Raw genomic sequence first — 5749 nt, 5'->3', positions numbered from 1 at the left:
GTATCCCGATGCCAAGATTTACTATGGCTCCGTCTTCAAGCTCTGACGCAATACGTCTTGCTATCCTCGCGCGTGCCTCAGTTTCGCTAAGTTCTGGCAGCATAGGGATCATCTCCTTTCAGCACAAGAGAGTTGATGAATATCCCTGGAGTCACAACATTATTGGGATCTATCTCTCCGATAGGAAGTACTTCGTCAACCTCTGCTATAACAATGTCTGCGGCCATAGCTATCGCGGGGTTGAAGTTGCGTCCGGTCCCGTAGTATATGAGGTTGCCTGCGGTGTCGGCCTTATATGCACGTATAAATGCCACGTCAGCACGCAGAGGCAGTTCAAGTATATATTTTTTCCCCTTGATCTCAATAATTTCCTTGCCTTCCTCATATATTGTGCCGACTCCGGTTGGGGTAAGAAAACCGCCAAGCCCCGCTCCTCCTGCCCTTATCCTTTCAACATATGTCCCCATAGGTATCAGATCTATTTTTATCTCTTTGCTGGCGCAGAGTTCCTGTGCGCGTCTGTTCAGCCCGATGTGGGATGCGATCATGGACCTTATCCTGTTCTTGACTATAAGCTTTGCAGCTCCGACAGGTTCAGGGGTTTTATCGTTAAAGTGACTTGCGTCGACACAGATAAGATCAATGTTTTTTGTACCTGCGGCACACAGTGCGTCAATAAGCGTATACGGTACACCACCGTAGTTGAATCCGCCCAGCATGAGAGAAGTTCCTTCTTTCACCTTGCGGACGGCATCCTCTGGGGCTATTATTGGCTTGATAAATGGTTTGGCCATTTTACGACCAACATCCTTTCATTGTTTCATCGCTGCGGTTACTGCCAGCGGATAAAGTTTCATTGCTGCAGCGGATAATGTCAAGTACTGAGGACTATAAGGAGGCTGTATTGTTTGTTGCAGAAGAGAGAGAGACTTTTGAAAATAATAGATGAACTTGTACGTATTCCCAGCATTACGGAAAGTGACAGGGAAAGTGAACCTGGGTTCTGGATAAGGGAGAGGCTGGGTGCGCATACATATTTTATGGAACATCCGGAGCATTTGCTTCTGATGGATACTACCCTTGAAGGCTCATCCCGTAAACTGTATTCGCTTATAGCCAGAGTTGATTCAGCGACATTCACGAAACGCACGGTACTGATGATAGGCCATTACGATGTAGTTGATGTAAGGGTTTACGGGGATCTGGCGGAATATGCGTTTAATCCGGAGGAACTTGCGAAGAGTTTTGGTTCGCTCGGGGAGGACGATGTGCTGTACGGCCGCGGTTCAATGGACATGAAGTGCGGCGTGGCATTAGAGATAGACATGATTGAAGAATTTGCCGAAGACAGAAACCTTTTTGATGTGAATCTTGTAGTCGCGTTTGTAGGCGATGAGGAGAACTCATCAGCCGGTATGAGGGGCATCCTTCCGGCTATATCTGAAATGCAGAAGGAAGGGCTGGATTTCCTTGCAGCCGTTGACACAGAGCCAGGAGAGGCCGGGCAGACCGGCATGGTAGGGCCAATGATATTTTTGGGTACGCTCGGAAAACTGATGCCAAGTTTCTACATCAAGGGGCGCGGGGCACACGTTGGTAACTGCTACTATGGCTTTTCATCAGCGCTGGCTGTTTCAAATCTTGTCTCTTCAGCGGAAGGAAACCCGGCTCTTTCCGACCCGCTTCATGGGATAAGCCAGCCTTCATGGATATGCCTTGATATGGGAGTAATGAAGGACGGTTACAGCGTAACGGTTCCAGACACGGCTTATGCCTATTTCAACTGCTTTACGACGACAAAATCACCGGCTTTGATTATGGAACAAATGCAGAAAGTCGCCGCACACGCGTTGAGCATGACAAATAGACAGCATCTGGAGTCGTACAGAGGGCTTATTGCGAAAGGTTACAACGGCGGAGAGTTTATCCCGCAGCCTTCTAAGGTATACACATTGATCGAGATAACAAATATGGCGCTAAAAAAATATGGTGCAGGATTCGACGCAGAGCTGAAGAAGTATATCGATGCATTGCCGCCTGGCGACATGAGGGAACGCGGCATAAAAATAGTTGACAGGATAGCCGACATGTCCGGAGAGGAAGGGCCGTATATTATATGCTTCTTCCTGCCTCCGTGGCTTCCATTAAGGACAGATCTCACGGATGATGCGCGGGACAGAGCGTTAGTCTGTGCCGCGCGTGCTGTAGAGCGGGAGCTTATGGAGAAACATGGCATCGGGATGACCGAGGTGGAGTTATTTGCGGGCCTATGTGACCTCAGTTATGTCGGTGCAAAGGTTTCAGACGATGACGTAAGTGTTCTTGAGAACAACATGCCAGGGTGGGGCAGCATATATAAAATACCGCTTGCCGAGATGCGGGCGCTTTCGCTGCCGGTGCTTAACCTTGGGCCGAGCGGCGAAGATCCGCATAAAAAGACAGAACGCCTTTATCTTCATTACTCTCTGGATATCCTTCCGGATTTGCTCAGAAGTCTGGTAAGGGAGATCTCTGCAAGAGTACCTGCTGAGCGGTGAGAGGTGCTTTGTTTTTCGGCAATGATTTCAGATATTGAATATTATGGTAAAATTAACTTTGATTTGATGTTTTTCTTTAACTTTCCCGCCGTCTTTCCCGCATGCTTTTGAGCGGGAATCCAGCGACTTCAATATTTTAGAGCCACTGGTTCTCCGCTAAATAACATACGGAGAAGACGAAAAACAGAGGGTTTGAATCCACTAGTAGCAAGAGGTGGGAAAGTTGATGTTTTTATTTAAAGAAAGGAAGAATGATAAATAAATGTTGGACGATGACGTTCGAATACGTCCAGTATTGCCTGAAGAGGCAGAAGACCTCTCTGATATCGCATGGCGTTCAAAGGGATATTGGGAGTACTCTGCTGAAATGATGAGTGAATTCAGGGATTTTCTGACGCTCTCTGAAGAGTTTCTTGAAAATAACCCGTGCTACCTTGCTGAAAATGAAGAGACTGATGAGAAACTCGGGTTCTACTGCCTTGAGATGCGGGATGACGGCAGATGGTGGCTGCGGCATCTTTGGGTCGTGCCTGAATATATTGGGACAGGCATTGGCGGAGAGCTCTTTCTTCATGCGTGCGAGATGGCAGAGACAGTCGGTGCGGAAGAACTTTATATCCTCTCCGACCCTAATGGTGAAGAGTTCTATCACCACATGGGAGCCGAAAAGATCGGCATGGAAACACTGGATATAGGGCAGATTAAGAGGACCTTGCCCGTGCTCTGCATAAAACTGTAGCGAAATATGTTTTACGATTGGCAGAACAAAGCAATAGAGGCGATCAGAGGAAGCAGCGCGATACTTTCCTCCCCCACAGGAAGCGGTAAAACATGGGTGGCTTATGTGTGGGCGGGGCTGATGGACATGGACGGCAATACGAAGATGCCCTCGGCACGCGTAATTTTTACTGCCCCCATAAAAGCTCTTTCCAATGAACGTTATCTTGACCTGAAATCAATGGGTTTCGATGTGGGATTAGAGACAGGAGACTTCAAAAAGAACGCGGGTGCTCCGGTCCTATGCTGTACACAAGAGATATACACGTTGAAATATGCGCATATCCCGCACCAGAAAGTAATAATAGACGAATTTCACTACATATTTAACGACCCGGAAAGAGCCAGGGCCTATATTGACGGGCTGCGCAGCACATCCTTTGACAGTGATATCCTTGTAATGTCTGCCACTTTCGGCAACCCTGATGTTGTAAGGGATTATCTTGAAGAGGCTGCAATGCGCGAGTTTGTCCTCTACAAAACGGATGCCCGCGTGACGGACCTTGTCTTTAAAAAGAGCGGGATACGCTTTGCAAAGATACATGACGCGCTTGTATTCGTTTTCTCAAAGAAGGGCGCAGAATGGCTTGCGTCTCAAATATCCCGCACCCGCGCAAGGATAAGCAGGGAACATAGGGCAAGGCTGAGGGAGATAGCCGGGATACTGGAGGTCGGTTATGTGCCCGATATAATGCTTCATGGTGTCGGTATGTATTTTGGTTCCCTGCTTCCAAAGGAAAAACTGCTGGTGGAGACGGCGTTTCGCGAGAGGATACTGGATGTGGTAGTGGGGACGGATGCATTGTCGCTTGGTGTTAACCTCCCGGCAGAAACCGTGGTCTTTGGTCAGATGGCTAAATTCATCGACGGGCCTCTCTCCAAGAATGAGTTCCTGCAGATGGCAGGGCGTGCGGGACGCAAGGGCTATTTCAACCCCGGTTATGTTACATACATCCCGCGCAGCAAGTGCGAGCACCATGACTACGACACAGGGCTTCTTTATCTGGAGATCCTGGACCTGCCGTGCGAAGAGGCAAGGATAGAACTGCGGCCTGCAGTAGGGCGTCTTCTCAAGAAAGAGATAACCATCGAGACAGAGTCAAAAATGCTGGTGGAATATTCCCTTCCGAGGCTCAGTTACAGGGAGGTAGTCCGTGACGTCGAGGACCTTCTTCAGAACATAAACCGTATGCTGGCACAGATAAAGGATCAGGTACTTCGCAAGAAAGTTCGCAGGATCCTCGCAGATATCTGGAGTGACGAGATGGATGCCGTACCTAATATCATCCTTGCCCGGCTTTTCGCTGAGCAAGGAGAGCCGGATGCAATGGATGCCGCCGACATACTTCGCAGCACTGAACGCAACTATCTTCAGGCGTTGCTTAAGGTTAAGCGTTTTGCAAACAGACTCCCTGATGGATATAAATTTTCTCACATGGATCAGATCGACCTCACTGTAAACAAGATAGACGCATCCGTCTTTGGTTTTGAAGATAAGATACGGCAGATAAAAACCACAGAAGACAGCTGGGAGAGCTCATGGTGAGATCCCGTCTGAATTAGAAATCCCAACCTTGTACTGACAATCAGTTTATGCTTACCCCTTCATCTCATCAACCTCAAACAACAAACTCAGTATATTTCGATAATTCAGCAACGTCTTTAATAACGGATGGAAGCCACAGCCCCTCGTTTGAGTGGGTTAATTGTATATATAAATTATTTACAGTTACAAATAATTTATATATATTCATGTTCTCTGATAATCAAAATTTATCTATAGTTTTATCTGTGATATAACGATATAAAAATTGTACAAAAGATCATAAAAATTCTAAATATAGAATTTGAAAGTGAAGATGAGCACGATTAATTATAGATAGATTAGATTATAAATAAGAAGAAGTATCATTTTTCATGCAATATAAATGCATGTATTATGTAGTTGTTTATAATCAACAGTATGTTTAAGTGTTGTGTCATAAATTTTTTGGGGTTTAAGATGTCTGGGGAGGCATCAATTTGTTTAATTTCGAAGCAGAGACGCTGCTGAGATAAAGAACGGGGAGGGAGAGAGGACATGGAACTGATACAGAAGCACCCGATACTGGAATTTAAACATGGCAGAGAAGTGACATTCAGCTTCGACGGTAAGGAGCTCAAAGGATTCGAGGGGGAGCCGATAGCGATGGCACTTCACGCGAACGGGGTACACATCTACAGGGTAACGCCTGAGATGAAACGCCCGCGCGGCTTCTTCTGTGCGATAGGCAAATGCAGCTCATGCTTCATGGTGGTTGACGGAGTTCCGAACATAAGGACCTGCGTCACGCCTCTTGAAGCGGGCATGAAAGTCGAGACCCAGCACGGCAAGGGGCTCGTACCCATGGAAACGAAATAACGGGAGGCGGACAGATGAGAAAAACGATAGAGAC

Annotated in this window: 5 protein-coding genes; 4 read left to right on the top strand and 1 reads right to left on the bottom strand. The window is 47.1% G+C overall.

Annotated elements, in window-relative coordinates:
* Positions 1-86 precede the first annotated feature (86 nt).
* On the bottom strand, positions 87-794 hold the full coding sequence (locus LLF78_04615) for a 3-oxoacid CoA-transferase subunit A (GenBank protein MCE5201775.1): 708 nt from the start codon (positions 792-794) through the stop codon (positions 87-89).
* A 114-nt stretch (positions 795-908) separates the two neighbouring features.
* On the opposite strand from LLF78_04615, the gene LLF78_04610 reads away from it, so the two are divergent.
* The 4 genes from LLF78_04610 (at position 909) to LLF78_04595 (ending at position 5715) form a co-directional block, all read left to right on the top strand.
* A complete protein-coding gene (locus tag LLF78_04610; GenBank protein MCE5201774.1) occupies positions 909-2537 on the top strand; it encodes a M20/M25/M40 family metallo-hydrolase in 1629 nt (542 codons plus the stop codon).
* 262 nt (positions 2538-2799) lie between these two features.
* A complete protein-coding gene (locus LLF78_04605) occupies positions 2800-3276 on the top strand; it encodes a GNAT family N-acetyltransferase (GenBank protein ID MCE5201773.1) in 477 nt (158 codons plus the stop codon).
* Positions 3277-3282: 6 nt separating this feature from the next.
* The gene (locus LLF78_04600; protein ID MCE5201772.1) at positions 3283-4860 is read left to right on the top strand and encodes a DEAD/DEAH box helicase; all 1578 of its coding nucleotides are present in this window, start codon (positions 3283-3285) and stop codon (positions 4858-4860) included.
* A 534-nt stretch (positions 4861-5394) separates the two neighbouring features.
* Positions 5395-5715 carry a (2Fe-2S)-binding protein gene (locus LLF78_04595; GenBank protein ID MCE5201771.1) on the top strand — a complete coding sequence of 107 codons (321 nt, stop codon included), beginning with the start codon at positions 5395-5397 and terminating at the stop codon, positions 5713-5715.
* The last annotated feature ends 34 nt before the right edge of the window (positions 5716-5749 follow it).

The organism is Synergistaceae bacterium (assembly GCA_021372895.1).
Taxonomy (GTDB): Bacteria; Synergistota; Synergistia; order Synergistales; family Synergistaceae; genus JAJFTP01.
The sequence above is the reverse complement of the archived record's forward strand: the minus strand, read 5'-3'. Positions and strand labels throughout refer to the sequence as shown.